This is a genomic window from Methylobacterium sp. SD274, assembly GCF_017355285.1.
Lineage (GTDB): Bacteria > Pseudomonadota > Alphaproteobacteria > Rhizobiales > Beijerinckiaceae > Methylobacterium.
Genome location: NZ_JADIJP010000015.1, coordinates 36,061 through 62,748 on the forward strand (window position 1 = coordinate 36,061; position 26,688 = coordinate 62,748).

The following is a 26,688-nucleotide window of genomic DNA, read 5'->3' on the forward strand; positions in this document are numbered from 1 at the left end:
CTTGACATAGGGGCTGAGTAGAAGCGCAGTCTGGGCGGTCCAGCAGAGACAAAGAGTTGATGGCGCGAATTCTCCTTGTTGATGACGAAGAGCCGGTACGTGGTTTCCTGAAGCGGGGCCTGGAAATTGACGGTCATTCCGTCGTGACGGCGTCGGATGGCAGTGACGGACTGGATCGGCTGACGGAGGCGGACGGGGCGTTCGATTTGATGCTCACCGATATCCGCATGCCGCTCATGGACGGCATCGCCCTCGCCCTCGCAGCAAAGCGCGATTTTCCCAACTTGACCATCCTCCTGATGACGGGGTTCGCCGACCAGCGCGAGCGTGCCCGCGGTCTCGACGCCATCGTCACCGACGTGCTGACGAAGCCGTTCTCGCTGGCGGACCTGCGTTCCACCGTGAGGCGCGCGCTCGCCGCCTGAAGACGCGTCATCCTTGAAAATTTGATTGAAGCTTGGCCGCCGGTCGTTGCGTTGCCGGAGGGAGCAGTACCTCTCTCTCCCCGCCACGAGTGCCCCATGATGTCATCGACGACCACCCGCGCCGCCCTGGCCGCGGTGCTTCTCTCCGGCACGATCGTCGCGGGCTCCGCATGGGCTGAAGCCCAGACCGGTTCGGCACCCGCCGGCGCCCTCGCCAAGGTCGCCAGCTTCGAGCACCAAGTGACCGGCGTTACCGTGACGAAGGACGGACGCGTCTTCGTCAATTTCCCCCGTTGGACGGAGGACAGCGCCGTCTCCGTTGCCGAGGTAAAGGACGGTCGGATCACGCCCTTCCCCGATGCCGAGTGGAACGCCTGGCGCAACGCGCGCAAGGACGAGGTTTCGGCGGGCGACCATTGGATCTGTGTCCAGAGTGTCGTGGCGAGCCCCGACGGCAATCTCTGGGTTCTCGATCCGGCCGCTCCCGCTATGGCCGCATTGGTGAAGAACGGGCCGAAGCTCGTGGAGATCGACCTCAAGACGAACAAGCCCGCTCGCATCATCGCCTTCGACGAGGCGGTGGCCCCGCAGGGCTCCTACCTCAACGACGTCCGCTTCTCGCCGGATGGGAAGACCGCCTACATCACCGACTCGGGTGCCAGCGGTGCCCTCGTCGTGGTCGATCTCGCCAGCGGCAAGGCCCGTCGCCTCCTCGACGGCGATCCGACGACCCAACCCGACAAGAGCGTCACGGTGACCTATGAGGGCAAGCCGCTGCGGCGACCCGATGGGCGCGGCGTGGAATTCGCCGCCGATGGTATCGCCCTCTCGCCCGATGGCGGCACCCTCTACTGGCAGGCGATCAAGGGGCGAACCCTCTACAGCCTGCCCACATCCGCGCTCACCGGCTGGCTGACCTCGTCGCTTGTGCCGGAGGCGCTCAGCGACCGGAGCCTGTCGGCCAAGGTCGAGACGGTGGGCGACAACGGTCCCGCTGACGGCCTCATCATCTCGCGCAAGGATGGGCGGATGTACGTCACCTCGCCCCAGGACGATTCGATCAAGGTTCGGGACCTGTCCACCAAGGGCTCCGCCCTCACGATTCTGATTCAGGACAAGCGCCTGCGCTGGCCCGATACTTTCGCCGAGGGACCGGACGGGACCCTCTACGTGACGACCTCTCGTATCCAGGATTCGGCCTTCTACAAGGCCGGCGCCCCGGCGGCTCTGCCGACCGACCTGTGGAGCATCAAACTGACGAGCGACGCCGCCGGCTCGACGACGAGCCCATCGGCCCGCTGAGACCGAAGGCCCGACCTGTCGACGAGACCCGCCTGGGCCTCGCCGCTGCCCTCCGTTGCGAGCTTTTCCATGCGCCGACGCGATATCCTCTGCGGCCTCGCCGCATCTTCCCTCTGGAGCCCGCCGGCCTCGGCGGCCCCGATCCTTCGTTCGGACGATCCCCGGTTCGCCGAACTGGTCGATCCCTCCGCCCGGCCGGTGACCCTCTACCGCGAGGGTCGGTGGTGCGAAGGCGTGTGCTGGGCGCCGCACCTTGGGGGCCTCATCGTCAGCGATGTGCGATCGAACCGCATGCTGGTGATCGGCGAGGATGGCGGAGTGATGCCGTTCCGCGATCCGTCCAACAATGCCAATGGAAACGTCCTCGATGGTCAGGGACGTCTCGTCACCTGCGAGCACCGCACCCGTCGCGTCGTTCGCCGCGAATCCGATGGATCGATGGTTGTGTTGGCCGACATGTATGGCGGCCAGCCATTGAATTCCCCCAACGACGCGGCGCTCGCGCCGGACGGTGCGATCTGGTTCACCGACCCTGTCTTCGGCATCACCGTGCCGGATGAAGGCATTCAGACCACGCCTTCCCAGTCCGCGAGGCGGGTCTACCGGATCGATCCGGCCGGTGAGATCCTGGCCATGACCGACGCGGTCGGCCAACCGAACGGCATCGCCTTCTCGCCTGATGGGCGAACGCTCTACGTCACCGAGACCAGTGCCGCCCTCGACAATGCGGAAGGGGCCCGCGCTATCCTCGCCTTTCCGGTGGAAGAGAGCCGTCTCGGTGATCCACGCGTCGTCGCCTCGCTCGAGACGGGCGCTCCGGACGGGCTCGCCATCGACGAAGCCGGGCGGATCTACGCGGCCTGTGACGACGGCGTACGTGTTTACCTGCCCGACGGGACGTTGCTCGGCCGGATCGCCACCGCGACGCCGGCCTCCAATGTCGAGTTCGGCGGGCAGGACGGGAATCGCCTCTTCATTTCGGCGGGCTCCGTGGTGGCGGCCATCGATCTCAAGGTCCGGGGCGCGGTGAAAGCCCGCTGACCGCATTCATATCCTTCAGGATTGCAGCATCCATGACCTTCGCTCGACGTGACATGCTGGCTGCCGGCCTCGCCGGATTTGCCGCACTGACCAGCCAGGCCTCCGCTGAGCAAAAGGACGCGTCCCAAGCAGAATCCGGCACGGGGGTCGCCAGCGATCAGGGCGTTCCCGGGCTCGAACTCGCCATGCTGGCGAATGCGCCCTCGAACCCCACCGGCATCACCCTGTCGCGAAGCGGCCGCGTCTTCGTGATGATGCCGCGCTTCAACGCCAAGGTCCCTTTCACCCTCGGCGAGGTCATGCCGGACGGGAGCGTGACGCCCTATCCCGACGAGGCCACCAATCAGCCCGACCCGAAGGCCTCTCAGCACCGGCTCCTTCACGTCCCCAATGGTGTGATGGACCGCGACGACAGGCTCTGGGTGCTCGATGCCGGATTGCCGGATGGGTCGGGCCCGCCCATGCCGGGAGGTGCCAAGCTCGTCCGGTTCGATCTGACCACCAACCGGATCGCCCAGGTGGTCCCGCTGGAGGCCGGCGTCACGGCGACCTCCTCGCTCAACGACCTCAGGGTCGATATCCGGGACGGACGGGCGGTGGCGTTCATCACGGACCAGGGCCAGGACGGCCATGGTGCCATCCTCGCGGTTGATCTCGCGAGCGGTCGTGTTACCCGGCGACTTGCCCGGCATGCTAGTACCGAGTCCCAGAAGGGCATCGTCAAAGTAGTCGAGAATCGCCAGATCCTGCAGCGCAAGGCCGAGGGGCCGCCGCGTCCGGTCCAGGGCGGCGCGAACGGCATCGCCCTCAGCCCCAACGGCCGACGCCTCTACTACGCCCCACTGATGGGCCGGCGCCTCTATGCGGTGGAGACCGCTCTTCTCCTCGACCCGGCGGTGTCCGATGCCGAGGTCGCCGCCGCTGTGGAGGATCTCGGCGAGAAGGGCATGACCGGAGGGCTCATTGCCGATTCCAAGGACCGCGTGTATCTCGCCCTGCAGGAGCACAACGCGGTCGGCCGGCGCGAGACGGACGGCACTGTCACGATCCTCGCCACGGATCCCCGGCTCATCTGGGCCGACACGTTCTGGATCACCCCCGACCGCTGGCTCTACATCACGGCCGCGCAGGTCAATCGCAGCCCCGACTACAATAACGGGCGCGACCTCAGGCAGCCGCCCTATAAGATTCTAAGGATACGCATCGACGCCGACCCGGCGTGATCAGCCGAGCAGATGTGTGAGCAGCGCGCGTAGTTGCGCCGGCTTGATCGGCTTGTGCATCAGTTCCGCCCCGAGCCTCGCCACATCGGCTTCGATCGCGGCGGAATGGTCGGCGGTGGTGACGATCGCTGGCAGGTCCGCGCGGGTCACGCCCCGCAGGTAGGTGGCCACGTCCAGGCCGCAGGCGCCGTTGTCGAGGTGGTAATCCAGGATCAGCACGTCCGGTGGTGGACGTCCGGCGGAGACGTACTCTCCGACGCTTGCGAGATCGCGATGAGCACTCACATCGGCATCCCAGTTCCGCAGCAGGCGCGTCAGTGCATCTGCGGTGGCCGGATCGTTCTCCACGATGAGCACGCGCGCGCCCGTCAGCCGCGTCGCGATCGGCGTGGGGCCGGCCACCGGCTCGATCGGAGAGGTGCCGATGGGGACGGTCAGGCTCATCCGCGTTCCGTGGCCGGGCCGGGAATTCAGGGTGAGCGCGTGATCGAGGGCCGTTGCCATGCGCTGGACGATGGAGAGCCCGAGACCGAGACCGGGCTCACCCTCGTCACCCTCCCTGCCGCCCCGGTAGAATTCCTCGAAGACGAGATGCCGCTCGCTCTCCTCGATGCCGCAACCGGTATCGATGATCTCGATGCGGCACGCCTGGTCCCGCCGACGCGCGGCGATCAGCACACCTCCGCGGCTGGTGTAGCGGACGGCATTGGAGACGAGGTTCTGCAGGATGCGCCGAAGCAGGATCGGGTCGCTGTCCACCCGGAGCTCCGGGCAGCGGACCGCGAGGCGCAGGCCCTTGCGCTCGGCCATCGGCATGAAGCTCGCAGCGATGCCTCCGAGCAGATCGGCGAGGGCCACCGGGTGGATGATCGGCCGGACGATGCCGGCATCGAGCTTGGAGATGTCGAGCAGCGTCTTGATCAGATCTTCGATGGTCTGCAGGCCGCGCTCCACCTGCCCCGACATCGCCAGGGCTTCCGGGCTGAGCGGCATGTCGGAGAGGGCCGAGGCCGAGAGGCGCGCGGCATTCAGCGGCTGAAGCAGATCATGGCCGGCGGCGGCGAGGAAGCGGGTCTTCGAGCGGTTGGCGGTCTCGGCTTCCTCCTTTGCCGCGACGAGGGCGGCGTTGGAGCGCTCCAGGCTGTACATCAGCCCGGTCAGCTCCTCGGTGCGCGAGCGGACCCGACCCTCGAGGATGATCGCGGTCTGAAACAGCGAATAGGCCCCGCCCTGCTGGTCCATGTTGCGTTCCACATGCGCCATGAGGGCGGCGTTGATGCGCTCGAGCTTGGCGATGCGGCGGGCGGCATCGTCAGGATGATCGGCCTTCATCGGGCGCGCGGCCGGCCGATGGCGATGCCGGTGAAGGTCTGGTTGAGATGCATCGCCCGGTATTGCTCGCCGTAGGTCTCGAACCCGACCACGTCGTAGCGGCGGTAGAGATTGCAGATGCCCTGGCGGACCTGTCGGCTTTCCGCGTCGAGGCGGCGCAGGACGCAATCGAAGCCGATGATCAGGTCGATCCCACCCAACGCCGCATCGAGGCGGGCGAGGTCGTTGCGGGTGGTCTCCACGATGTCGCGTGGCTGGGCCAGGGTCAGCACGACGCCTTCGTCGATGGCGCAAAAGAAGGTCAGCGAGCCGTCGGCGTTCATGCGCCGGATCGAGCGGCAGAAATACTCGCCGCCGACCTTCACGGCGAGCGGATAGGCGGCAAAGCTCATCGGTGTCAGCGCTTCCGGATCGAGCCCCACCGCCATGGCGTATTCGCGGGCGGCGGGCTCGGCGTTCAATTCATGGACGATGCGCTGCTCGTCGTCGGAAGCCGTCACCACGAACTTCGTCGATGTCGGCTCGAAATGATCGCTTTTGAAGGTCTGGAACGGGTGATCCGTCTCCACCAGCACCACCACGGCCGCCCTGCGATGGATCGTGCCGCCGTGGAGCAAGACCGTTTCGCGGAAATGCAGATCGTCGCCGGCCGATCCCCCGACCAGCGGAATGCCGTCGAGGGCCCAGGCGATGGTCGAGACCACCGTCTCCTCCGCATTGGCGAGCCCGTCGATGAAGGACAAGGCGAAGAGCCGGTTCGTCGCGTGGTCGGTGGGGTCCGTCGCCAGCGCCCGGCGCAGCGTGCGGACCGACGAGGCCGTGCGAGCCACATCGAGATGGTCGATGGCATCGAGGATCGCCGAGACGACGCGAAATCCCTTGGCCGGAAACGCCACGACGACGAGGCCGCCCTCCAGGCCCCCCGCAGGACAGATCCCGCCCGACATCGTACACCCGGTGATGGGGGTGCCGGGGAAGGCCTCCCCCAGGGCGGCGTTCAGGGCGCCGACATCGTAATCGGGGGAGAAGAAGGCCAGCATGTGCGAGAGGCCGGCCGGGCCGATATGGGCGGCGATGTCCGCCACGGCGTCGGCCTCCGCCGTCGCCATCGTCCAGGAGGTCTTGATCCCGCACAGATGCCCACGCATCCGCGTGTCCTCCTCCACCGTCGCGCTCCCTCCGGCGTCGTGGACTGGCTTTGCGCCTTCGTCGTCACGCCGCTGGCGAGTATGTCGGCGCGCCGAGCGGGGTGCAATGGCGGCGCTCTCCCGCGCCGCCCTTACCTGTCAATCCACCGTCTTGAGGTCCTTGACCGAGACGTCGCCCTGCCGCGACGAGAAGGTCGGCGCGGAACCGTTGCTCTGGGAGACGCCGCTGATCTGGTGATCGCCGGTATCGTAGGTGGTGCGCTTGCCGTCGGTATCGATCACGAGGCGGCGGGCATGGGGGAAGAACGCATAGCGCATTCCGTTCTGGCCGCCGCTGGTGGAGGGCTGGCCCAGCTCCTGCGGCCACCAGGCCTCGCCGCCGGACATCGGTTTCATCGGCTCCATAGGCTTCATCGGTTCCATGGGCTTCATCGGTTCCATCGTCATCCTCCAAACAGGGTCGTGCGTCTGGCACGGCTACGCCTGAAAGCCGACATGGTTGCATTCCTGGGGAGCCGCCGACCCATCGATTGCACGACCTGCCGGTTTTTCGCGCCGTTCCGAGTCGGCACACCGGTTCGCTTCTCCCGGCATCCGTTTGCCCGCACTCGGTTGCACGCATTGAATTTCCCCGTTGTAGGGATCATATCGCGCACCGTTCGATCCCCGGAGGCAAACCCTTGAGCGATACCCTGGAACGGCACGAATTCGGTGCCGAGGTCGGCCGGCTGTTGGACCTCGTGGTCCATGCCCTTTACTCCGACCGTGAAATCTTCCTACGGGAACTGGTGGCCAACGCCGCCGATGCCCTGGACCGGCGCCGTTTCGAGGCGCTGACGCAATCGGTCTCGGCGCCGCCGGCCGACGCAAAGGTCACGATCACCCCCGAGAAGACCGCGCGCACGCTGACGATCTCCGATCCCGGCATCGGCATGACCAAGGCGGAGCTGGCGCAGAATCTCGGCACCATCGCCCGTTCCGGCACCCGGGCCTTCAGCCAGTCGCTCGGAGACGCGAAGGCCGAGGACAAACCCAGCCTGATCGGCCAGTTCGGCGTCGGCTTCTACTCCGCCTTCATGGTGGCCGACCGCGTGACCGTGACCTCTCGGCGCGCCGGCTCCGACGAAGCCTGGACCTGGGCCTCGGAGGGCCAGGGCAGTTATACCCTGGAACAGGCGACACGCGACGAGCCCGGCACGGACATCGTCCTTCATCTCAAGGAGGATGCCGACGAGTATCTGGAGAGCTACCGGCTCGACCACGTCGTGCGCAAATGGGCCGACCACATCACCGTGCCGGTCGCCATCGTCGCCGAGGGCAAGACCGAGACCGCGAACCAGGGCACGGCCCTGTGGCGCAAGTCGAAATCCGAGGTCACCCCGGAGCAGTACACCGAGTTCTACCGCCATGTCGGCATGAACTTCGACGAGCCCTGGGCGACCCTGCACTGGCGGGTGGAAGGGGCCCTCGAATTCTCGGCGCTGCTGTTCATCCCCGGCATGAAGCCGTTCCAGGCGGTGGAGGGCGAGCGCGCGAGCAAGGTTCGCCTTCACGTCCGGCGCATGTTCATCACCGACGAGGCCGAGTTGCTGCCGACCTGGCTGCGTTTCGTACAGGGCGTGGTCGACACCGAGGACCTGCCCCTCAACGTCTCCCGCGAGATGCTGCAGGCGACACCGGTCCTCACCAAGATCCGTCGCGCCGTCACCGGTCGCGTCCTCTCCGAACTCGGCACCCGAGCCAAGGATGCGGAGGGCTACCAGTCCTTCTGGGAGAATTTCGGGCCCGTCCTGAAGGAGGGCATCTACGAGGATTACGAGCGCCGGGGCGAGATCGCTCCGCTTCTGCGCTTCCGCTCCTCGGCCGTGGAAGGCTGGACCTCGCTGCCCGATTACGTCTCGCGCATGAAGGACGGTCAGGAGGCGATCTATTACCTCGTGGCCGACGATGCCGACGCCCTGGCCTCCTCGCCGCAGCTCGAGGGGTTCCGCGCACGCGGCGTCGAGGTTCTGCTGCTCTCCGACCATGTGGACGCGTTCTGGCCGGAGCAGCTCGGCCGGTTCGAGGAGAAGCCCCTGCGTTCGGTGACCCAGGGCGGCCTCGACCTCTCGAAGATCGCCGCCACCGAGGAAGCCGGCGAGGCGCCCGCCTCCGTCGATGCCCTCGTCGCCGCCCTCAAGACGGCGCTCGCGAAGGACGTCGCCGACGTGCGAACCACCGACCGGCTGGTGGAGAGCGCCGTGGTGCTCTCGGCCTCCGGTAGCGGACCCGACCTGCAGATGCAGCGCCTTCTGCGCCGGGCCGGGCGTGGAGCCGGCGGATTGCCGATCCTCGAGATCAACCCGCGCCACCCGCTGATCGCCTCCCTCGGCGCCAAGGCGGAAGCCGGGGAGGATGTGGCGGAGGCCGCCGGCACCCTCGTCGATCTCGCCCGCATTCAGGACGGCGACACCCCGCGCGACCCCGTGGCCTTCGCCCGCAAGGTCGCCGCTGCCCTGGCCCCCGGCGCCTGAACGCACGACCGGAGGCGCCTGCCGGGAGCAGGCGCCTCCGTTGGCCAGCCATGAGTACCGATGCGGTTCTCGACTCGCGCTTCTCGTCTTGCGCTTCTCGTCTTGCGATCTCCGCCGCACTCGTGCTAACGAGCCTTCGTCTCATCGAGGCGCCCCGCGGAGAGGTGGCAGAGCGGTTGATTGTACCGCACTCGAAATGCGGCATGGGTGCAAGCCCATCGGGGGTTCGAATCCCCCCCTCTCCGCCATTTACCCTTGCTAAGTCATTGCTTTTGCTCGGAAAGCCGGTTTAGCGTTGGGCAGTCGCCCTCAATTTACCCCACATTTTGTATCGGCTTGCGTCGGCTAAAGCTGGATCTTGCTGGACTTCGCCTCGCGCACGCGAGGCCGAGCGCTTGAAGAGCGTGGCAGCGTTATTGCGGGTAAGCCGTAGGGCCGCATAGCCGCTTTGCCTTTGGGGGCATGAACCCTGACACATGCTGATTCCCTCGGGCACCGAGGCTCAGCACGTCGAATTGAGCCAACGCAACCGTGTCTTTCCACGAGCGGGTCGCACCCCTTAGATGCCATGCGACGGTGAGTCTGAAGGTAAGGACACGGTAGCGGTGATTCACCCCCTCGACAGCATAGCTTCTGTGCTCGAGAGCACAGGCGAATACCGCGTGCTTAGGAGGGTCGGACCGTTCGCCGATTGCACCGATCAGCCGACCGAGCCTACTTTCATTGGCCTGATACTCGATACCGAAACGACTGGGGTCGATCACACACACGACGAGGTGATCGAGCTTGGCATGATCAAGTTCGAGTACGGCGCGAGCGGCCGCATCTACCGGGTGCTTCAGGTCTTCAACCAACTCCAAGAGCCGCAGAAGCCGATCCCGCCAGAGGTCACGCGACTGACCGGCATCACGGACGCTGACGTAGCCGGTCAACGGATCAATGACGCGGCGGTACGAGCGATGGCTGGCGATGCCGTCGTGGTGATCGCCCATAACGCAAGCTTCGACCGCCAGTTTTGTGAGAGCCGCTGGCCGATCTTCGTTGAGAAGAACTGGGCTTGCTCTTGCTATCAGGTGCCATGGCGTAACGAAGGCCACGAGGGCATGAAGCTCGGCTACCTGCTGACCGATTACGGTTTCTTCCATAAGGGCCACCGTGCCATCGACGATTGCCATGCCCTTCGTGCACTCCTGGCAGCCCCCCTAAAGACGTCCGGTCGGCTTGCGCTGGCGTGCCTGCTCGAAACCGCGCGCAAGCCCACGCTCCGCATTTGGGCCGCCGGCTCACCCATCGCAACGAAGGACGTTCTGAAAGCTCGCAGTTATCGCTGGAGCGGTCGTAGGCGGTGCTGGTACATCGACGTCGAAGAAGAACTGTTCGACATTGAGCGCGCCTTTTTAAGCCAGGAAATCTTCCAGGGGGAAGTGATCGATCTCCCCACCGAACGCATCACGGCGCGTGATCGGTTCTCCATAAGGGTAAACCCCGAAGCATCGGACTAACTGCCTGAGCTGAGCCAACGCAAGCTGAAGCTCCGTCGCGTGGCTCGCAGTCAACGATACGTGGCGAAACCGTTGGCGTTTTCCATTTCGAAGCGTCGGTGCCGGCGACCTGAGCTATCGATTTGCCTATCCTCATCCACTACGGCGAAGCCCCGAGCTTTGTAGAACTGCACGGCAGAAACATTCTGCGCGAAGACGTGAAGCCAAAGGATCTGGTGACGATCTTGTGCCGCCTGCAGGAGGGCCGATGCCACACCCCGGCTGACATGTGGGAGATCTACGTACAATGCTGAAATGTAATCTCCATCATCCACGGTGATGAAGGCAATCACGGAGCTATCCACCTCTATTATCAGAGTTTCTGAGTGCCTCAGTAGAAGTGCCAGATGCTCACGAGCAGCGGTTTGCTCCCGGCCCTCCAAGAACGAATGCGAGATCGGGAACGTCCTGTCAAAAACCGCGAGGGCCGCAGCCTCGTCGTCTCCACACCTGCAGGGACGGATATGCATGTCTTGCCGGTTTCTTCCTAGATTGTCAGCCGTAACGCCCAAGGCGAGGGAAGTGCCTCAACTGAGCAGATACGCTTCGCAACGCTGAGACACATTTTAGCGACATCCCGGCCAGCATTGCATCGCGATCCCACCACTGCGCCGACGATGATGTTTAGCGCTCTCGCGGATTGAGTGCTAAGGCTACGTTGCGGGGTTAGCTGTAGGACTTTTACGGTCGCCTCTCCTGCAATTCCGCGCCGTACTGGCGACGGTTGATCGCCAGGAAACCGGATCCAAAACATGAAGTTTCGCCCCCTACACGACCGTGTCGTCGTCCGCCGCATCGAAGGCGAAGAGAAGACCAAGGGCGGCATCATCATCCCGGATACCGTCAAGGAGAAGCCGCAAGAGGGCGAGATCATTGCCGTCGGCCCTGGCGCTCGGGACGAAGCCGGCCGGATCAACCCGCCTGATGTGAAGGCTGGTGACCGGGTGTTGTTCGGTAAGTGGTCTGGCACCGAAGTCAAGATCGACGGTCAGGACCTTCTGATCATGAAGGAATCCGACATCATGGGCGTCGTCGCCTAGGTCGGTTGCGTCGCTCGCAAACCCAATGACCTGCCCTTTCGAGGCGGCCGCTGTGGCGTGCCTCAGGGCCTTACATCACTGAAGAGATCACCCCCATGGCTGCCAAAGACGTTCGTTTCTCCGTCGATGCCCGCGAGAAAATGTTGCGCGGTGTCGAGCTTCTTGCCAGCGCCGTGAAGGTCACGCTGGGGCCCAAGGGTCGCAACGTCGTTATCGAAAAGAGCTACGGCGCGCCTCGCATCACCAAGGACGGCGTCACCGTCGCCAAGGAGATCGAACTCGCCGACAAGTTCGAGAATATGGGCGCCCAGATGGTGCGCGAAGTGGCCTCGAAGTCGAGCGACATCGCCGGCGACGGCACCACAACGGCAACCGTGCTGGCTGCCTCCATCGTCCGCGAGGGCGTGAAGTACGTGGCCGCCGGCATGAACCCAATGGACCTGAAGCGTGGCATCGACCTCGCTGTTGCGGCGGTCGTGAAGGACATCGGTGAGCGTGCCCGCAAGGTGGCCTCCTCCGAGGAGATCGCCCAAGTGGGCACGATCTCTGCCAATGGCGACAAGGAAATCGGCGAGATGATCGCCCACGCCATGGAGAAGGTTGGCAAGGAAGGCGTCATCACTGTCGAAGAGGCCAAGACTGCCGAAACCGAGCTCGACGTCGTCGAGGGCATGCAGTTCGACCGTGGGTATCTCTCGCCGTACTTCGTCACGAACCCCGAGAAGATGATGGCGGATCTCGAGGATCCCTACATCCTCATCCACGAAAAGAAGCTCGGTTCGCTTCAGGCCTTACTGCCCATCCTCGAAGCCGTGGTGCAGACGGGTAAGCCGCTGCTCATTATCGCCGAGGACATCGAGGGCGAGGCGCTTGCCACCCTCGTGGTGAACAAGCTGCGCGGCGGCCTCAAGGTAGCCGCTGTGAAGGCTCCGGGCTTTGGTGACCGTCGCAAGGCCATGCTCGAAGACATTGCCCTGCTGACCAAAGGCCAGATGATCGCCGAGGATCTTGGAATCAAACTCGAGAACGTCACACTTGAAATGCTGGGCCACGCCAAGCGGGTGCGCATCGACAAAGAGACCACCACGATCATCGACGGTGCCGGCGACAAGGCCGACATCGAAGCACGTGTGGCGCAGATCAAGGCGCAGATCGAGGACACCACCTCGGACTACGACCGTGAGAAGCTCCAGGAGCGGCAGGCCAAGCTCGCCGGCGGCGTCGCCGTCATTCGCGTCGGCGGCTCGACCGAGGTCGAGGTCAAGGAGAAGAAGGACCGCGTTGATGATGCGCTTCATGCGACCCGTGCGGCGGTCGAGGAAGGCATCGTGCCCGGCGGCGGCGTAGCGCTCCTTCGCGCCAAGGCCGCGGCTCAGGGTCTTACCAACGACAACCCTGACGTTCAGGCCGGCATCAAGATCGTGCTGAAGGCGCTCGAAGCCCCGATCCGTCAGATCGCCCAGAACTCGGGCGTCGAAGGCTCGATTGTGGTCGGGAAGATCCTTGCCAACTCCTCAGCGACTTATGGCTTCAACGCCCAGACCGAGGAATACGTTGACATGCTCCAGGCCGGTATCGTTGATCCCGCAAAGGTCGTGCGTGCAGCACTACAAGGTGCAGCGTCAGTTGCTGGGCTCCTGGTCACCACTGAAGCCATGATCTCGGATGCTCCGAGGAAGGAAGCGCCGGCGATGCCCGGTGGCGGCGGTGGTATGGGTGGTATGGGCGGCATGGATTTCTGATCCGCGTAAAAACCCAAGCTATCCGGTTTGATAGGGCCGCCTTTTGGGGCGGCCCTTTTCAATATGGCATGCCACTCAATCGGCTACGAAGCCTGTTTCGGCTTGCTACCTGTACGAACTCCCCGCAGTCCGGTTTCGGGATCGCGGGTGCGTGGCGGCCTGATGAATCGGCTCGGGAATAGGAAGGGGCACCGCGCATGCCGATCAGCAGGAAGGATCTGGCGGATGTGGGCTCGCCGGAGGCGCTCGTCAAACGCATCTTACAGGCCGAGCCCAACCTTCTGGTACCCGTGCCGATCCAGCAGCTATGCGCGCGCCTCGGAATCCTGAGGATCGACGACCTCGACGCCGATGGGTTCGAAGGCGGCCTCGCGACCGACGCGAAGCGGTCCGAAGGGATCATCCTCGCCAAGCGCGGGGGCGAACCGCGTCGCCGCTTCATCATCGCGCACGAACTCGGCCACTTCCTGATGGCGCACCATGTCCCGGATCAGCCCGGCCGGTTCCTGTGCAAGAATTCTGATTTACTGCGCGTGCAAGCGAAGGAGGGCGACCAGCGGCAGCGCAGGGAGGTCGAGGCCAACCGCTTCGCCGCTCTCGTGCTGATGCCCCCGCACCTGCTGCGAGGGGCCATGGCGGCCTTTCGCGAGCCCAATCTGCAGCACGTTCTTACGCTCGCACGCGACTTCGCGGTCGGTCGGGAGACGGTGGCTCGGGCCTACGTGCAGTACCACCCCGAGCAGATCGCCATCGTCGTGGTGGGCAACGGCCGAGTGCAGCGGTGCTACCGCAGCCTCTCCTTTCCCACCATCGTCTGCAGGGTCGGCAGCCCGGTCCCGACAGGCTCGCTTTATCACCGCAGTTCGCATCGGCCGAACATCGCGAGCGACATCGCCGCGTGTAGTCCCGATCTTTGGATCGATGTGAAGCGCGACCTCCGTGCGCCAGTCATCTACGAGCAGGTGTATCTCCAGCAGAACGGCTTCGCGATGATCCTGCTGAGGCTAGAACTACCCCCGGAGGAGAGCGCGGAGGAGCGCAGGCTGGAGGAGGGCTGGCGCTACCGCTTTCACTCAGGGCGACGGTAGGCGTCACTCAGGCCGAATTGGATAGGGCAGTGAACTAACTTGTACCCATCCCGCATAGCATCCGCGGCCTGCGGTGCCGGTGCGCCTGTTCGACCCCGCAAATGACTTGGCATTCCGAAATTGCTCGCAGCGGGCTTTCTCGACGGTGCTAGATATGGGGAACTATTTGCCAGTGAGGTTCGCCATTTCGATCTTGTTTGTGAGTCGTTGTATATTCCGCGCCGGATAGCCGGCCCTCGAACCTTTATCCTTCACCCTCTCCCCGCCGGCTCCGCGTCCTCCCGCGTGGCCTCGTAGGAGCACCAGTTGCAGTAGCCCTTCGCCTCGATTTTCGGAGCGTTCCGTTGAGAGCACCTTGGGCAAATCAGTAAGGCAAGCTTTAAGCCCAACATGCGGCCCAGCCCACGTCCCTTGAAGGTGACGTCCATCGGGGCTTGAGGTGGCATGAGGGGGGCATCCGGCATCAGCACTCCTGGCTTGCGGGTAAGAGTAACTGCTGGGTCAACGGGCGTGGGCAACGCAGGTTCACCACCGCGTGATGGGACTATGTCACCAAGCACCGACGGCCCTCACCGCCGTGTCATACCCAGCGGCCCCGCTCTGGCCTGGTGAAGGGTAGCGGCCCGATAGCATCACCGAACGGTAACCGGCCTCCTGCGGCTATAGGGATTGGGCACATCACCCCCGCCAAGGAGTACAAGCCGCCCCGGGGAGCCCATTCAAAGGCCACGGGCAATGCCAAGGTACTTCATCGACATCCACGACGGAGCCACCCACGTGCAGGATACGGTTGGTTTCGATCTCCCGGATCCCGACGCCGCGCGGGAAAAACTCGTGCAAATCATGCGCAGGGTGGCCGAAGGGTTCGACCCTGCTAACGACCGCCACGACTACCTCGCGGTGGTGCGAGACGATGCGCGTAGGGTTGTCTACCGGGCTCATCTTTCGCTCGACATCGAGGCCGTTGGCGCACCTTGAGGCCTAAGAGGCCGAAAGCGGCTGATTCGAGGTAATCACGACACCCATCGCGTCCTCGAATTGCCGTGGCTCAAGCCGCCGCAGGAAAGTGCGCGGATCACTGTAAGCGATGCCGCTGGTGCGGAATGGCGGCTGTTTCTTATTCACTACGCGCATCGAACTTGGCCGGGCCTGTGGCGCGGGACGCAGCACCTCTATGGTCATACTCATAGATCACTGTCCAACATTCGTTTCTCCTACGCATCCCCAACGGACGCAAGGGCCACCGCCGATGGGCGTTGCGGGATGATGCGATTCTAACATGCGACCAAATCATGCAGCGGACTAATGCAATTGGATGTAAAAGCGTTTGCAGGCGGCCCCAGAGTATCTTACTTTTTTGAAAATTTAAGCATTTGGGAGCCGGAATGCCTATCGATATTGCAAAGTTTGTGCAGGATGTTCGCCCAACTAAAACGGTATTGCTGTTTGGAGCTGGTTCATCAATACCATCAAGCGCCCCAAGTGTTGCCCGGCTGCAGCACCATTTTGAAAACAAATTTGGCGTTTCCGGCGTCGGATACAGTCTGGCTGAGCAAACAGGCATCATAGAGCAGACAACTAGGGACCGAAGAAGCTTAATTGAGGAGTTGCAAAGCCAGTTTAAGGGGCTAAAACCCACTGGAGCCATACTAAACCTGCCGTTATAAAGCTGGAAAAGCATATACACTACGAATTACGACGAGATAATAGAAGGCGCCTACAAGCGACGAATGCGCTCGATAAAGGTATATTCAACTAATTTTGATTTCACAATGAAGGACAGCCCCGACGAAACTGAATATTTTAAACTTCATGGAACAATAAGCAAGGATGTGAGCCTAGGGGATAGATCTAGAATTATTATTACGGAAGCCGACTATGATGTAACAGATCAATACAGGGATCAGCTATTTGATCGCCTTAAGGCAGATATTGGGGAGTCGCATCTTATTATTATCGGTCATTCTTTGGCCGATGAGGATATTCGCACGGTAGTTAATAGGGCTTTATCTCTAAGAGCAAGATCCGGGCTGCAAGGAAGAATATCTTTACTTATGTATTCCCGCGACGAAGGTAGAGCTTCCCTGTGGGAAGCCCGTGGGGTCGAAATCGTCTTTGGTAGTCTGGACGATTTTTTTGCCGGCCTTGTAGGAAAGATCGACGTTGCCCCGACAGCGGATGTTTCTGGAGATCCGTTGGACAGCCTAATTGCACTGCGCCCCTCTACGATTGACGCTGCACACGCTCTAGCGACTCAGCCTTCAAACGTGAGTGCTATGTATAATGGTTGGCCAGCAACATTTGGAGATATTTCTGCGGGTATTGCTTTTCGACGACTGATGGCCGATGATATTGTTGATGCTTTTGCGAAGTCTACTACCCACATAGCAATTATGCTAGGACCAAGTGGGGTAGGAAAGACGACAGCAGCTAGACAAGTACTTAAATCCCTAGTCGATAGCGGCTTTCATGCTTGGCAACATTCTGAAGACCAGGTTTTTCTGCCTGATAAATGGCGAGAAATGGCCCTAAAATTAACAAGCCAATCCTTAAATGGCGTATTGCTTGTCGATGATGCGCATACAGAACTGCCAAAAATTAATGAATTAGTGGATGGCTTACATAGGGACGGCAGTACGTCGCTGCGTCTTGTTCTGGTGTCTACAAATCATAACTGGGGACCGAGGCTCAAGTCGCCGCCTTTATTTAAGATTGCGAAGACATTTAATTTAAATAAAGTTGCAGGAAGCGAAATAGATCGGCTTTTGGACTCAGTTGATCGAAACAATACTCTTCGTGTATTAGTAGAAAGTGAATTTGCTGGATATAATAGGGCCGAGCGCAGGAGACGTCTAACACAGCGTTGTGAAGCAGATATGTTCGTCTGCCTTAAGAACATCTTTTCTTCGGACAAGCTTGATGACATTATTCTCCGTGAATATGCAACGCTAGAAAACACCCTACAGGATATCTACAAATCTGTTGCTGCAATGGAAAGCGCAGGCGTGCATGTTCATAGGCAACTTGTAATTCGCTTATTGGGACTGCCTGCTGATCAAGTTAGTTCGGTGCTGGCTCGTCTTGAGGACATCATACACGAGAAAGCCGTTGATACGCGAACGGGCATCTATTCTTGGCGCGGTCGGCATCAAGTTATCATGAAAATTATTGCCGAACATAAATATTATGAAAAAAACAAGCGCTATGATTTGTTCGAGCGTATTATAGATAATATCAGGCCGACATATGACATTGAGATAAGAACAATTCGCGACCTTTGCAATGTTGAGTCCGGTTTGGCTACAATTGTGAACCTCAAGGACCAAAACTTTTTGCTTCGCAAAATGATCTCGGTAGCACCAGGCGAACGGGTTCCCCGGCATAGGCTGATCAGAAATCTTATTGAAATGGGGCATTTCGATGCCGCAGAAACAGAGATTAAGACGTTTCGCTCTGATTTTCGTATTGATGCTCCAACCACACGCTATCGTATTAAGCTAGCCACCGCCCGTGCTGTGCGATCAAAGGGATTGATGCAAGAAGATCGGATAGCCCTGATTGGTAAGGCGGAGGCTATCGCAGTGGAGGCGGCGAAAAGATACAAATCTCAGAAATCGGTCCTTGGTGCTTATTGCGAGGTGGGTATCGAGATAGCTAAATTAACGGGAAAATTTGAGACTTTTGACTCCGCGATATCCCTATTGAAAAAAGCAGAAGAAGATATTGGTGATGCAGATATCAGCAAAATGGTTGCGCGGTTTGAGAGAAGAATGTCCGCAATTCACGTTGAACCAACAGAGCATGAGGTCGATGAGGTCATTGAAGAGTAACTGAACTCAATTCACATTAGGGTATACCCTTACGTGACGTAACATAGCCGGTGCCGGTCATCGTAATATCTGGGTTGACACCGGCTATTTGTGACAAGGTAGCCTCGGGCTTACACCCTGAGGTTACAAACTATGGCCCGCATCGGTTACGCCCGCGTCAGCACCCTCGATCAGGATCTCGATGGGCAGGTCGCCCGGCTCAAGGCCGAAGGCTGCGGCGTCATTCGGTCGGAGAAGGTATCGGGTGGCAGTCGCGACGGCCGCGCCGAGCTGGCGACTGTGCTGGAGTTCCTTCGGCCCGGTGACGAGTTGATGGTCACCCGCCTCGACCGGCTCGGCCGCGACACCCGAGACGTCCTTAATCTCATTCATGAGGCCGAGCAGCGCGGTGCGCATGTCACGGTGCTCGACCCCCATGTCTCGACCCGAGGGGAGATGGGGCATGTCGTTTTAACGGTGCTCGGCATGGTGGCGCAGATGGAACGGCGGTTCATCAAGGAGCGGCAGCGCGAGGGCATTGAGCGCGCGAAGGGGAGTGGCGTGTATGCTGGTGGCAAGCGCCGCCTCGACCGTGATCAGATCAAGGCCATGGCATCGGCAGGCAGCGGGGCCGCAGCAATCGCTGTGGCCTTGGGCTGCTCCCGTATGCAGGTGTATCGGGTACTACGAGAAGCCTGAGCGCCCAGCTGTTGCGGGCTATGCCGATTTTCTGGTCCGCTGATGAGCGGTCGTTGAGCCACCCGGGACATGCGGGTATGCCTTCGGCAACGGCTCGTCGCCGCGCTCTACCACGGCTATCCCGTGCTGCCCCTCTACGGAGAGAAGTTATGTTCACCCACGTCATGATCGGCAGCAACGATCTGGACCGGGCACGGTGCTTCTACGATGCCACATTCGCTGCGTTGGGAGGAAAGCCCGGCGTGATGGACCCCAGAGGCAGGCTGATCTACGACCACGAGGGCGGGCGGCTGATGATCACGAAGCCCATCGATGGCAAGCCGGCGACCGCAGCCAACGGCGGAACCATCGGTATCGCCGCATCAAGCCGCGAGCGTGTTCTGGCGTGGCATCAGGCCGGCACCGAGCATGGTGGCGCCGCCATCGAAAGCCCTCCCGCAGAGCGCCCGAACGGGTCCTTTGTTGCTTACCTTCGCGATCCGGACGGAAACAAGCTCACCGTACGGACTCAGGCCACGGAGTGACAAAATCCATGGTCGCCATCGCTCTGCTCGGCGTCGAAACCGAGGGCGAGGGCGAGGGCGAGCGCTGATGCTGTGCGTCTGAGAAGGACGGGGAGCGGACCCTGGCCTTTCGCCCAGAAGCGGACGTTCCGCCTGCGACCCAACACGGTCGTTGAGACGGACATTGGTGCTTCCGGAAAGCGGTCATTCGTCGGCCGTGCAGCAACTTCGGCTTGGGATCGGGCCTTGGCCGGGCGGCCCGAAGCGGCCGTTCTATCCTGCGCCCCTCAATGGACGCGCTTACCTTGCGCAGGTGATGTGGTGCTCTGAGCGAGCAATATGCCAGCCGTAAGGAGTGCATTCCGCAACACGGGCAGCATTTCTTTTGCATGATCCTGCTCAATGAGCCCGTGTGCGATTAGTAAGTAGTCGGCCACGAGTTCCAACGCAGAGCCTGATGGCGTCGAGGGGTGCGAAGGTGGTGGAACGAAGCGCGCGAGTGTGCCGTAGGCGGTCAGAGGCTCAAAGGTACCAGCACTGAGTTCGGTCATCGAACCGAGATAGCCTAGGAAGGTGCTCCCCGGTGGTCCGAAGGACGGGACAGCTCCGATCATCACCCACGTATAGCTTTTATCAGGGCGCTGCAGTCGGAGGCGAATGCTGAACTCGCTTTGTTGATCGTGCGCCTTGCGCAGAAAGCCGACCGCGATCTCATAGTCATCGGGATGGACACAGCTGAACCATCCATGCCCAACAGCCTCGTTTGCTGCTTGCCCAGTAAACACAGTCCATTCGTAACTTGCGTAGCTTACGCTACCGTCAAACTTCGTTACGAATATCATGTGGCACTCCTTGGCTTCAGTTCAGCTGCAACGCTGAAGCCCCTGCGCCAGAAAATAATTATATCACTATTTTATTCAGATAGTCGAGCTTTCTTCGAACTAGCACTCTACAGACATGTTGGATGAATTTTTAGGGAACAATTTTTTCTGGATAGGATTGAGAATTCATTATGGAAGAATCGGACAAGCGTGTTGCAGCCCTCCTCCAACGAATTGCTGACGAAATTGGTGTGCCTGTGCAGCAGTTTTCCACCGACTCCACGCTTTTGGATGCAAGCGAGTGCTTGAGCCTGTGGTTCAGCATCAGGACCCCGGAAGGGCGCTGCCGGGCCCTTCAAGCCCTCCGTGCGATTGTTGAAGATGAAATTAGAATGCAGTGAGATTACGGTCCTCATTCGACCCGAATCGACCTTGATATGTTCCGTTGTGAGTTGCGAAGCCCAACTGCTGCGAAGCGGACTGTCCCGGGGGCTGCAAGGGGTGGGAACTGGATCTTTGCTTCTTGTCTGAAAGCAAACACTCCGCGTCCGACCCAGCTCAGCAAAAGCAGCCGATCTTTGCTTTGCTTAAAAATCAACGTTAATTGGTCCGGAATAATGATAAAACTACGGATATCTGTTTCTCAATTATCGGCGGCAAGTGAAATGGTAATCCACTCCTGTGCTTTATCTAGGTCGTAGAACACTGGAGGTCGTGAGCGGTAGATCGATCCGAACCCCGCCTCGAGAAACCACTTGCCAGTATCGTCGCTCTGGTCGTCCGACAGGCGCACCAGAACTGCGACGAGATTGCCTCGAGCGAACACGAGCAGGCCTTCGGCATCTTCGCTGTCGGTAGCAACCCGAACAGGCTGAAGACGGAGGGTCATGCGACTGCTCTATTTTTCAAGTGCAGATAGTTGGCCTTGAACTCTCCAAGAGCCTTAAGAGCAGATCCATCGAGGATTTTTAGAGTCCTACCATTGAGTTCGATCAGGCCCCGTCGGCGCAGTTCTTTGAGAGAGCGATTGACATGCACTGCGGTCACCCCCGTCGTGTCGGCGATGTGCAACTGAGTCAGCGGCAGTTCACACGTGTCTTCCGTCGCTAGGCCAACCGCGTGCAATCTTACGAGCACTTCGCAGAAAAGATGGGCGATCCGCTCAATGGTGGAGCGACATCCGACATTCACAAGCCACTCTCGCAACGTCGCCTCGTCCGCCAGGGTGCTGATGCGCAGAGCCTTCGCGATTGTGGGATATCGACTCACGAGATCTCGCACTTCGGCAAAGTGGATGCGGACCACCGTGCATGTCGAAAGCGTGGTGATGGCGTGATCCAACTCATCGAGGAGCGCGACATCGAGATCGCAGGTATCCCCGGGCAGGAGCAAGGCAGTGATTTGACGGGTGCCGTTGGGGCGTTGCTTGTAACGGCACGCAATGCCACTCATGACGAGATACACGCCGCGTGGTTCTTCGCCCTCTTCGATGAGGGTCGTCGCCGGCGCGACGGTGCGTGGATGGGCGCTGATCCGTTCGAGCATGGCTCGATCCGAATCAGACAAGCTCGCGAACCCTTCCAACTTGCGTATGAACGGGTTGCTCGAAGCACTTGTCGGGCCGCTCTCCCAAGAGGCCGGAATAAGATCGTTCTCCCTTGGATCCCGCGCATAGGCCGCGGCCGACCGAGCCAACTCCCTTATGGCGTGAATCAAAGCAGAGGGTAGGACCGGCTTCATCAGCCAGGGCACTCCACGAAAACCATTCGCAAGGGGCTCGTCTTGCTGAAGGCTCGAGTGGACCAGAAAAGGCACGCCGCGACGGCGTAACTCGCCAGCCAGATCCACGCAGAACCCTTCCCGCAACAGGGGATCCAGGATCGCGAGGCTGGGCGCCTTCTGTTGAAGCAGCCGCAATGCCTCGGAGGTCTTCGTAAAAGGACCGAGCACCTCGTAACCCGCAGCCTCAAGCGCATCGACCAGATCAAGGGCAATCAGCGCGTTGTCTTCGACAAGCATGATAGTAAGTGGGCTATGCCCCATTGATACCAGCGCCTTCTGATGGGCCTTAGCCGAGCGTCAAACGGGACCGGCTAGGTTCAATGGCGCACATTGTCGGTTAGAGTAAATAAGAATCCTATTTTTGAAATTGTCCGGTATGAAACCGGACTTAATTGGAATGTGCGAAATCAAACATAATTAATTTAATCGAACGCGAAATTTGTGCTGGTTTCATTTTTGGTCTAGGATTTGTTATTGCAAGCACGATAACCGAGCGCCTGCGACTGAGAGACGCTTCGCGCTCTTGCTCTCCTGAGGAGACAAGAGCCATGGCTCATCTTCAACAATCCAATGTGCGCAATCGCCTATTGAAGGCGATGACATACGATGATTTCGCGCTCGTACAGCCGCACCTTCAACTTGTTGATCTTCCGCTAAAGCACGCTTTGATCGAACCTGATGTTCCAGTCATGCATCTCTATTTCTTGGAGAGCGGGATCTCCTCTGCGACAATGAAGGGCGCGGAGGGGCATGTCGAAGTTGGTTTAGCGGGCTGGGAGGGGTTGTCGGGAGCCGTACCGGTGCTGCTCGGCAACGACCGTATTCCGCATGACAACTTCATGCAGGTGGCCGGTCAGGGGCTTCGTATCGGGACCGAGGCCTTATGTGCGGCGGTCGAAGAAAGCCCGTCATTGCGCAAGTTGCTCCTGCGCTACGTTCAGACTGAACTCGTCCAGGCTCGACAAACCGCCTACGTCAATGCGACCTACACGACGGAACTGCGCTTAGCGCGTTGGCTGCTCATGTGCCACGACCGGGTGGACGGGGACGATCTGCCGGTCAAGCATGAGTTCCTGGCCGTGATGCTGGGCGTGCAGCGCACCGGGGTCACGCTATCCCTTCAGGTGCTGGAGGGGGCGGGCCGCATCCGTGGCCGACGCGGGCGCATCACGGTAACGAGCCGCGAACTCTTGGAGCAGGTGGCTGGCGATAGCTACGGGGCAGCCGAAGCGGAGTATGCCCGTTTGATCGAGGGAGCCTGATGCCCCGCTACTTCTTCAACCTCCGCTATGGCCACGGTCCTGAAAAGCTATCAGTCGATCCGGAAGGGGACGAGCTTCCTGATCTCGATGCCGTCCGCATGCATGCTTTGCATTCCGCACGGGACCTTATCGCAAGATCGCGCACGGACGCTGTTCGCGACTGGTTCGTGTGTTCGTATGAGATTGAGGACGAGGACTGCCAGCGACTGCTCACGGTTGCATTCAGCGACACGGTTCCAGACAATGAAGACGACGGCAATTTTTAGTAATAATAGGCAGATCATAACGTTTCGAGCTTTCTTCAAGTATAATGCATACATCGTTCAGCATGCGCTTATTCAAGCATCTATTTTATGCGGAAATTTGCAATACCACCAAACTCGGTCGTCAGTCTCTGCTTTAACAGGCTGGAAGCGGACTTTCCAAGGGTCGGCAATGGGTCGAGAGCAGGCTCACCGACGATGTCCGCTTCCATGGATCGCCGCCTCAAAGCGGACTGACGGCAATCCACCCTTCTCAGACGTTCAGGGTAAGTGCCGAGCGTCAGTTTTTCACCAATGCATACCAGCAGGGCGCGACGATCACCCCCAGGGCAAAGTCGAGGATCGTCACCAAGATAAAGGAGGTGCGGCTGAACGGGCTTTGCCTGACGCGCGGAGTCTCGTCGGATGGTAAGAAAGGCAAACGGGGACCATCATGACCAGCCTTCCCGGACTGCCCTCCGAAGCATTTGCCAAGCAGGATCCTACGCCGGATACCCTGTTTTACGCGCAGCCCCGCTTCGTCACCCATATCGACGACGCAGCCATCGAAGCCGTCACCGACTTCTATCGCACCCACCTGCCACTTGGCGGTCGCATCCTCGACTTGATGTCGAGTTGGGTCAGCCACCTGCCTGGAGAGGCCGCTTACGCCACTGTGATCGGGCATGGAATGAACGAGCGCGAGCTTGCCGCCAACCCGCGCCTGACGCAGCATTTCGTGCAGGATCTCAACGCCGATCCGATCCTGCCCCTCGAAACCGCAAGCATCGACGCCGCCCTCATCTGCGTCGGGGTTCAGTACCTCCAAGACCCTGTGGCGGTCCTCAGCGAGGTCGCACGGGTGATGGTGCCGGACGCCCCCGTGATCATCACCTTTTCGAATCGGTGTTTCGCATCCAAGGCGGTGGCCATCTGGCGCGCGCTAGGCGGGGACGATCAAGCGCGGCTCATCGACCTCTATTTGCGGCACGCCGGGTTCACCACCGTAGAGGCCTATGCCGTAGTGCCGGAGGGCGACCTCAGCGATCCACTATGGGCAGTGGTCGGCCGAACGCCATGACCAAAGGACGACAAATATGGTTTGTGGGCTCAGAGCCTTGTCGTCAGATCTGTCAGCCAGGCCGGCGAAGCGTTTACGAGACCGGTCTCCAGCACCTTGTCGTAACCGAACACGATGGTCATGCCGGTGACGACTAGCATCAATCCAAGCGTCGCTTTCAGCCCCTTGCCCAGACCCATCATCCGGTTTCGCCAACGCATCAGCACCTCGCGTGACAGGGTGCCGAGCAGCAAGAGCGGTAGGGCGGCACCTAAGTCGAACAGCAGCATGGTCAGGGCGACGACGCCAAGGTCGCGTCCCTGGGAGGCGAGCAGGGATGCAGCGCCAAGGGTCGGTCCAACGCAGGGGCTCCACACCGCGCCGAGGAGCAGGCCAACGCCGAACTGACCGGGCAGGCCGGCGGTGGAGAAGCCGCCGAACCGGTTCTCTGTCCAGTTGCTCATCGGGCCGGCGGCCACGGCCAGCCGGGTCTGGGCCACCGGGACCATCAGGACGAGCCCGACGAGTATGAGCATGATGGCGGCTCCGGTCCGGAATATGCCGGCATCGAGCCCGATGGCGAAGCCGACGGTGGCCACGAACAGCCCGATGACCACGAAGGACAGCGCTAAGCCGACGGCAATTGCCGCCGGCCCGAGCCTATGCTCCGAGGTCGCCGCACCGAGCACCAGCGGCAGCAATGGCAGCACGCAGGGGGACAGCACCGAGAGGATGCCGGCGAGGAAGGCGAGGCCCAGGCTCGTGACCATGATGGTTCAAAGCGCCTTGTCGAGGAGCGACGAGATCGCCTCGGGCTTGGTCTCGCCGGCCGAGCGCCCGGTCTCCTTCTTGCCCTTGTAGGTAATGAGCGTGCTCTGCATCGTCGCGCCGAACTGCTTGACCACATCCTTGCGGCTGTCGAAGTCGACGTCGAACACCTGCAGGTCCTTGAACTTCGGATCGGCCTCAAGCTTCGCCAGGATCGGCTTCTGAGCGGCGCAGGTGGTGCACCACGGAGCGGTGATGTGAACGAGGATCGGCTTCCCGGCCTTCTGGGCAGCCTCGAACGCGGCGGGCGTGTAGGTCATCTCGGCCGCGCCGGCAGCTGTTCCGACCAGCATGCGTCCGACGGCGAAGGCGGCGAGCAGGATGCGGCGGGTGGTCATGGATGGTGTTCCCGTGATGGATGGCTGGGGGTGGAAGTCCTGGCTCATTTCGAGACCTGCGTGATCGCCCGGTCGACGTTCACGCGGGCCGACCAATCCTTGGCGCTGTCCTGGCCCTTGAGATCGATGAGGCGGGCGGCGGTGACGTCGACGTTCTTAAAGTCGACTCCGGCAACGGTCGCGCCGGTGAGGTTGGCCCCCGAAAGGTCGGAGCCCATCAGAATTACGTCGGTGAGGTCGGCATCGGTGAGGTCGGCGTATTCGAGGCGCGAGCGCCCGAGGTTCGCTCCCTTCAGGTTGGCCCCCTTGAGGTTCACCGAGACGAACACGGCCCGCATCAGGCCCATGGACTGGTTCTTGATGTCAGCGCCGCCCTTGAGGTCGACCAGCGTCGCCCCAGCCATGTTGGCGCCCTTGAAGTCGCCGATGGGCATCGACCGGCTCAGGTCGGCACCGCTGAGGTTCGCGTCCCGGGCGGTGATACCGAACATCTTGGCTCCGACTAGCTTGGCCCCGCTGAGATCAGCCTTGATGAACCAGGCCTGCTCCAAGTTTGCCCCGGTCAGGTCGGTGCCGCGGAGGTTGGTCTTGTTAAGGCGGGCGGTGCGCAGGTTTGCACCCTTGAGGTTCAGGCCGGAGAGGTCGAGGCCAGCAAGCGCCTTATCGGAGAGGTCGATAGGCCTGCCGTCCGCCTTGGCGATCAGCGCTTCTACGTCGGCCCGGGTCATCTCGGCCTGGGTCATTGCAGCCGAGCCCATGTCGGCGCCCAGCAATAGGTCCTGCTCCGCGTGAGCCGGTGCAGCCAGGAGGACGGAGGCGAGCAGAAGGGGGGCGAGGCGGCGCATGGTTTCTCCCGAATCATCTCGCCTGGGTCCATGGAAAGCCTGTGCTTCCCCAAACCGTTGTTTGGGCGGATTTTTGTTCTCTGAAGTTGGTGGTACTGGGGTCT

28 protein-coding genes, 1 tRNA gene and 1 pseudogene are annotated in these 26,688 nt (G+C 61.2%); 20 read left to right on the plus strand and 10 right to left on the minus strand.

Going from position 1 to position 26,688, the window contains the following annotated elements:
- The first annotated feature begins 59 nt into the window (after positions 1-59).
- The 4 genes from IPV08_RS14140 to IPV08_RS14155 all read left to right on the plus strand — a co-directional run bounded on the left by IPV08_RS14140 (position 60) and on the right by IPV08_RS14155 (position 3,991).
- Positions 60-425 (plus strand): response regulator, encoded by a 366-nt coding sequence (locus tag IPV08_RS14140; RefSeq protein WP_056421932.1) that lies wholly within the window; start codon positions 60-62, stop codon positions 423-425.
- 96 nt (positions 426-521) lie between these two features.
- Positions 522-1,727: an L-dopachrome tautomerase-related protein gene (locus tag IPV08_RS14145; RefSeq protein ID WP_207412310.1), complete on the plus strand. Its 1,206-nt coding sequence runs from the start codon at positions 522-524 to the stop codon at positions 1,725-1,727.
- A 69-nt stretch (positions 1,728-1,796) separates the two neighbouring features.
- Positions 1,797-2,768, plus strand: a complete 972-nt coding sequence (locus IPV08_RS14150) for an SMP-30/gluconolactonase/LRE family protein (protein ID WP_207412311.1) — start codon at positions 1,797-1,799, stop codon at positions 2,766-2,768.
- 32 nt (positions 2,769-2,800) lie between these two features.
- Positions 2,801-3,991: an L-dopachrome tautomerase-related protein gene (locus IPV08_RS14155; protein WP_207412312.1), complete on the plus strand. Its 1,191-nt coding sequence runs from the start codon at positions 2,801-2,803 to the stop codon at positions 3,989-3,991.
- Here IPV08_RS14155 and IPV08_RS14160 read toward each other — a convergent pair whose 3' ends face one another.
- The 3 genes from IPV08_RS14160 to IPV08_RS14170 form a co-directional block, all read right to left on the minus strand.
- A complete protein-coding gene (locus IPV08_RS14160) occupies positions 3,992-5,323 on the minus strand; it encodes a hybrid sensor histidine kinase/response regulator (RefSeq protein WP_207412313.1) in 1,332 nt (443 codons plus the stop codon).
- Complete coding sequence (locus IPV08_RS14165; protein ID WP_207412314.1) at positions 5,320-6,471, minus strand: FIST N-terminal domain-containing protein; 1,152 nt, start codon at positions 6,469-6,471, stop codon at positions 5,320-5,322. The genes IPV08_RS14160 and IPV08_RS14165 overlap by 4 nt, the downstream gene beginning before the upstream one ends.
- 138 nt (positions 6,472-6,609) lie before the next feature.
- Entirely contained in the window at positions 6,610-6,903 is a 294-nt protein-coding gene (locus tag IPV08_RS14170; protein ID WP_348646123.1) for a hypothetical protein, read from the minus strand.
- 248 nt (positions 6,904-7,151) lie between these two features.
- Between IPV08_RS14170 and htpG the strand changes: the two genes are divergently transcribed.
- The 3 genes from htpG to IPV08_RS14185 all read left to right on the plus strand — a co-directional run bounded on the left by htpG (position 7,152) and on the right by IPV08_RS14185 (position 10,486).
- Complete coding sequence (gene htpG, locus IPV08_RS14175; RefSeq protein WP_056421920.1) at positions 7,152-8,984, plus strand: molecular chaperone HtpG; 1,833 nt, start codon at positions 7,152-7,154, stop codon at positions 8,982-8,984.
- A 158-nt stretch (positions 8,985-9,142) separates the two neighbouring features.
- Positions 9,143-9,232, plus strand: a tRNA-Ser gene (locus IPV08_RS14180).
- 357 nt (positions 9,233-9,589) lie between these two features.
- Positions 9,590-10,486, plus strand: a complete 897-nt coding sequence (locus IPV08_RS14185) for a 3'-5' exonuclease (protein WP_207412315.1) — start codon at positions 9,590-9,592, stop codon at positions 10,484-10,486.
- Positions 10,487-10,536: 50 nt separating this feature from the next.
- Here the strand turns inward: IPV08_RS14185 and IPV08_RS14190 are convergent, their stop codons facing one another.
- Complete coding sequence (locus tag IPV08_RS14190) at positions 10,537-10,995, minus strand: GNAT family N-acetyltransferase (RefSeq protein WP_207412316.1); 459 nt, start codon at positions 10,993-10,995, stop codon at positions 10,537-10,539.
- Positions 10,996-11,277: 282 nt separating this feature from the next.
- Between IPV08_RS14190 and IPV08_RS14195 the strand changes: the two genes are divergently transcribed.
- The 9 genes and pseudogenes from IPV08_RS14195 (at position 11,278) to IPV08_RS14230 (ending at position 19,427) form a co-directional block, all read left to right on the plus strand.
- A complete protein-coding gene (locus tag IPV08_RS14195) occupies positions 11,278-11,565 on the plus strand; it encodes a co-chaperone GroES (RefSeq protein WP_207412317.1) in 288 nt (95 codons plus the stop codon).
- A 95-nt stretch (positions 11,566-11,660) separates the two neighbouring features.
- Entirely contained in the window at positions 11,661-13,307 is a 1,647-nt protein-coding gene (groL, locus tag IPV08_RS14200; RefSeq protein ID WP_207412318.1) for a chaperonin GroEL, read from the plus strand.
- Positions 13,308-13,504: 197 nt separating this feature from the next.
- Positions 13,505-14,395: an ImmA/IrrE family metallo-endopeptidase gene (locus tag IPV08_RS14205; protein WP_207412319.1), complete on the plus strand. Its 891-nt coding sequence runs from the start codon at positions 13,505-13,507 to the stop codon at positions 14,393-14,395.
- Between the two features lie 777 nt (positions 14,396-15,172).
- Complete coding sequence (locus IPV08_RS14210; protein ID WP_348646124.1) at positions 15,173-15,373, plus strand: hypothetical protein; 201 nt, start codon at positions 15,173-15,175, stop codon at positions 15,371-15,373.
- A 3-nt stretch (positions 15,374-15,376) separates the two neighbouring features.
- Positions 15,377-15,598 (plus strand): annotated as a pseudogene (locus IPV08_RS24625) (metallophosphoesterase); the annotation flags it as partial.
- 182 nt (positions 15,599-15,780) lie between these two features.
- The gene (locus tag IPV08_RS14215) at positions 15,781-16,062 is read left to right on the plus strand and encodes a hypothetical protein (RefSeq protein WP_207412321.1); all 282 of its coding nucleotides are present in this window, start codon (positions 15,781-15,783) and stop codon (positions 16,060-16,062) included.
- A 12-nt stretch (positions 16,063-16,074) separates the two neighbouring features.
- Positions 16,075-18,225, plus strand: a complete 2,151-nt coding sequence (locus IPV08_RS14220; protein ID WP_207412353.1) for an SIR2 family protein — start codon at positions 16,075-16,077, stop codon at positions 18,223-18,225.
- A 132-nt stretch (positions 18,226-18,357) separates the two neighbouring features.
- Complete coding sequence (locus IPV08_RS14225; RefSeq protein ID WP_207412322.1) at positions 18,358-18,903, plus strand: recombinase family protein; 546 nt, start codon at positions 18,358-18,360, stop codon at positions 18,901-18,903.
- A 149-nt stretch (positions 18,904-19,052) separates the two neighbouring features.
- Entirely contained in the window at positions 19,053-19,427 is a 375-nt protein-coding gene (locus tag IPV08_RS14230; RefSeq protein WP_207412323.1) for a VOC family protein, read from the plus strand.
- Positions 19,428-19,693: 266 nt separating this feature from the next.
- On the opposite strand, the gene IPV08_RS14235 is transcribed toward IPV08_RS14230, so the two are convergent.
- On the minus strand, positions 19,694-20,248 hold the full coding sequence (locus IPV08_RS14235) for a PAS domain-containing protein (RefSeq protein ID WP_207412324.1): 555 nt from the start codon (positions 20,246-20,248) through the stop codon (positions 19,694-19,696).
- Between the two features lie 170 nt (positions 20,249-20,418).
- Between IPV08_RS14235 and IPV08_RS14240 the strand changes: the two genes are divergently transcribed.
- Positions 20,419-20,628 (plus strand): hypothetical protein, encoded by a 210-nt coding sequence (locus IPV08_RS14240; protein WP_207412325.1) that lies wholly within the window; start codon positions 20,419-20,421, stop codon positions 20,626-20,628.
- 242 nt (positions 20,629-20,870) lie between these two features.
- Here the strand turns inward: IPV08_RS14240 and IPV08_RS14245 are convergent, their stop codons facing one another.
- Together IPV08_RS14245 and IPV08_RS14250 are read right to left on the minus strand one after the other, a co-directional pair.
- Positions 20,871-21,116 carry a hypothetical protein gene (locus tag IPV08_RS14245; protein ID WP_207412326.1) on the minus strand — a complete coding sequence of 82 codons (246 nt, stop codon included), beginning with the start codon at positions 21,114-21,116 and terminating at the stop codon, positions 20,871-20,873.
- The gene (locus IPV08_RS14250) at positions 21,113-22,246 is read right to left on the minus strand and encodes a helix-turn-helix domain-containing protein (protein ID WP_207412327.1); all 1,134 of its coding nucleotides are present in this window, start codon (positions 22,244-22,246) and stop codon (positions 21,113-21,115) included. Before IPV08_RS14250 ends, IPV08_RS14245 begins: the two co-directional genes overlap by 4 nt.
- A 311-nt stretch (positions 22,247-22,557) precedes the next feature.
- Here IPV08_RS14250 and IPV08_RS14255 point away from each other — a divergent pair, with 311 nt between their 5' ends.
- From IPV08_RS14255 to IPV08_RS14265, 3 genes are all read left to right on the plus strand, one after another.
- Positions 22,558-23,271: a Crp/Fnr family transcriptional regulator gene (locus tag IPV08_RS14255; protein ID WP_207412328.1), complete on the plus strand. Its 714-nt coding sequence runs from the start codon at positions 22,558-22,560 to the stop codon at positions 23,269-23,271.
- The gene (locus tag IPV08_RS14260; RefSeq protein WP_207412329.1) at positions 23,271-23,537 is read left to right on the plus strand and encodes a hypothetical protein; all 267 of its coding nucleotides are present in this window, start codon (positions 23,271-23,273) and stop codon (positions 23,535-23,537) included. Before IPV08_RS14255 ends, IPV08_RS14260 begins: the two co-directional genes overlap by 1 nt.
- Before the next feature lie 430 nt (positions 23,538-23,967).
- On the plus strand, positions 23,968-24,594 hold the full coding sequence (locus IPV08_RS14265) for a methyltransferase domain-containing protein (protein ID WP_207412330.1): 627 nt from the start codon (positions 23,968-23,970) through the stop codon (positions 24,592-24,594).
- 29 nt (positions 24,595-24,623) lie between these two features.
- Here IPV08_RS14265 and IPV08_RS14270 read toward each other — a convergent pair whose 3' ends face one another.
- Genes IPV08_RS14270 through IPV08_RS14280 form a run of 3 tightly spaced genes read right to left on the minus strand, consistent with a single transcriptional unit; the run spans position 24,624 to position 26,584 of the window.
- A complete protein-coding gene (locus tag IPV08_RS14270) occupies positions 24,624-25,343 on the minus strand; it encodes a cytochrome c biogenesis protein CcdA (RefSeq protein ID WP_207412331.1) in 720 nt (239 codons plus the stop codon).
- A 6-nt stretch (positions 25,344-25,349) separates the two neighbouring features.
- Positions 25,350-25,739 carry a thioredoxin family protein gene (locus IPV08_RS14275; RefSeq protein ID WP_207412332.1) on the minus strand — a complete coding sequence of 130 codons (390 nt, stop codon included), beginning with the start codon at positions 25,737-25,739 and terminating at the stop codon, positions 25,350-25,352.
- A gap of 44 nt (positions 25,740-25,783) precedes the next feature.
- Positions 25,784-26,584 carry a pentapeptide repeat-containing protein gene (locus IPV08_RS14280; protein ID WP_207412333.1) on the minus strand — a complete coding sequence of 267 codons (801 nt, stop codon included), beginning with the start codon at positions 26,582-26,584 and terminating at the stop codon, positions 25,784-25,786.
- Positions 26,585-26,688 lie beyond the last annotated feature (104 nt).